The sequence below is a fragment of the Cellulomonas septica genome, from assembly GCF_012396155.1.
Classification (GTDB): Bacteria; Actinomycetota; Actinomycetes; order Actinomycetales; family Cellulomonadaceae; genus Cellulomonas; species Cellulomonas septica.
In genome coordinates this window covers 1-2,016 of the sequence record NZ_JAAXOY010000647.1, presented here as the reverse complement: position 1 = coordinate 2,016, position 2,016 = coordinate 1, and the positions used below count along the sequence as shown (strand labels likewise).

1 protein-coding gene and 1 pseudogene are annotated in these 2,016 nt (G+C 76.4%); both read left to right on the top strand.

All coding sequences use genetic code 11. From position 1 onward, the window contains the following. Window positions 1–669, top strand: a pseudogene (locus tag HGA02_RS17675) (hypothetical protein); the annotation flags it as partial. Between the two features lie 96 nt (window positions 670–765). Further along, window positions 766–2,016, top strand: a 1,251-nt coding sequence (locus tag HGA02_RS17670) for an amidohydrolase family protein (protein ID WP_168680544.1), incomplete at its 3' end; no start/stop codon positions are given.

The following is a 2,016-nucleotide window of genomic DNA, read 5'->3' as shown; positions in this document are numbered from 1 at the left end:
GACGAGCTCGACGCGATGCTGCTGCGCCTCGGCCTCGCCCTGCTGCAGCGGCCTCGCCTGCTCGTGGTCGACGACGTCGACCAGGTGCTCGACGACGCCCGCCGCCAGGTCGTCTGGACCCGGCTCGGCTACCTCGACCGCACCGACGGCACCCTGCAGGTCACCGACGACGGACGCTGGCTGCGCCGCCTCTACGCCGAGAACGACCTGCTGCTCGCCGAGTGCCTGCGGCGCGGCACGTTCGACGAGCTCGACCCGCCCGGGCTCGCCGCCGCCGTCTCGACGCTCGTCTTCCGCTCGCGTCGCGAGGACCAGGGCGAGCCGCACGTCCCCGGCGGCCCCGCCAGCCGGCTCGGGGTGGCGCTCGACGGCACGCTGCGCGCCTGGTCCGAGCTCGAGGACCTCGAGGCGGAGCACCGGATCGAGACGACCGTGCCGCTCGACCTGGGGCTCGTCGAGGCCGTGCACCGCTGGGCCGCCGGGCGCAGCCTCGACGCCGTCCTGCGCGGCGGGGAGCTGTCCGCGGGCGACTTCGTGCGCTGGTGCAAGCAGGTCATCGACGTGCTCGACCAGGTCGCCCAGGCCGCCCCGCACGAGCGCACCCGCACCACCGCCCGGCGGGCCGTCGACGCGGTCCGGCGCGGCGTCGTCGCGTACTCCTCGGTCTGACGCGGGGCCTGTGACGGGGCCGACGGTCCCACCCGTGGCGATCCGTCCCGATTTCGCCCGGGTGCGACGCCCTGACCTGCCCTATCGTGAGCCGATGTGAGCTCGACCCTCTACCGCAACGGCGTCATCCACTCCCCGGCCGACCCGTTCGCGCAGGCGCTGCTCGTCGACGACGGCGTCGTGGCCTGGCTGGGTGACGACGACACCGCCGACGGGCTGGCCGCCCGCGCCGACGAGGTCGTCGACCTGGACGGGGCGCTCGTCGCACCGGGGTTCGTCGACGCGCACGTCCACGTCCTCGAGACCGGCCTCGCCCTCGAGAGCGTGCCGCTGTCCGCCGACGCCGGGGTCCGGTCCCTCGCGGACGCGCTCGACGCCGTCGCCCGCGCCGCCCGCGAGCGCTCCGCGACCGGCGCCGACGTGCCGCTCCTCGGGTTCGGCTGGGACGAGACCGAGTGGCCCGAGGGTCGCCCGCCGACGCGTGCCGAGCTCGACGCGGCCGCGGGGGGAGCGCCCGTGTACCTCGCGCGTGTCGACGTGCACTCCGCGGTCGTGTCGACCGCGCTCGCGCAGGCGGAGGGACTTGACCGGCTGCCGGGCTGGTCCGACGACGGTCGCGTGGAGCGCGAGGCCCACCATGCCGCCCGCGAGGCCGCCCGGCGCCTGTCGCCCGAGCGGCGGACGGCGCTGTACCACCGCGCTCTCGCGCACGCGGCGTCCCAGGGCGTCGTGTCGGTGCACGAGCTGAGCGCCCCCTTCATCGACACGCGCGAGGGCCTCGTCGAGCTCCTCACGAGCACGGCCGACGCCGCGAGCGGGCTGCCGCTGGTCGTCGGGTACCGCGGCGAGCTGTGCGTGACCGTCGACGACGCGCGCGAGATCCTGGCCGCGATCCCCGGGCTCACGGGCATCGGGGGCGACCTCAACGTCGACGGGTCCCTCGGCTCGCACACCGCCGCGCTTCGCGCCCCGTACGCGGACGCCGACGGCTCCGGCGCGCTGTACCTGTCGGCCGAGCAGATCGCGAACCACGTCACGGCCGTGACGCGCGCCGGCGTGCAGGGCGGGTTCCACGTCATCGGCGACCGCGCCATGGACGAGGTCGCGCTCGGCCTGCGCGCCGCCGCCGACGTCGAGGGGGTCGAGGCCATCGGCCGTGCCGGGCACCGCCTCGAGCACGCCGAGATGGTCGACGCCCCGACGCTCGCGTCGCTCATCCTGCTCGGCGTCCGGCTCAGCGTGCAGCCCGCGTTCGACGCCGCGTGGGGCGGGGAGAAGGGCATGTACGCGACGCGGCTCGGCGCCGGCCGGGCGGCCGCGCTCAACCCGCTCGCCGACCTCGCGGGC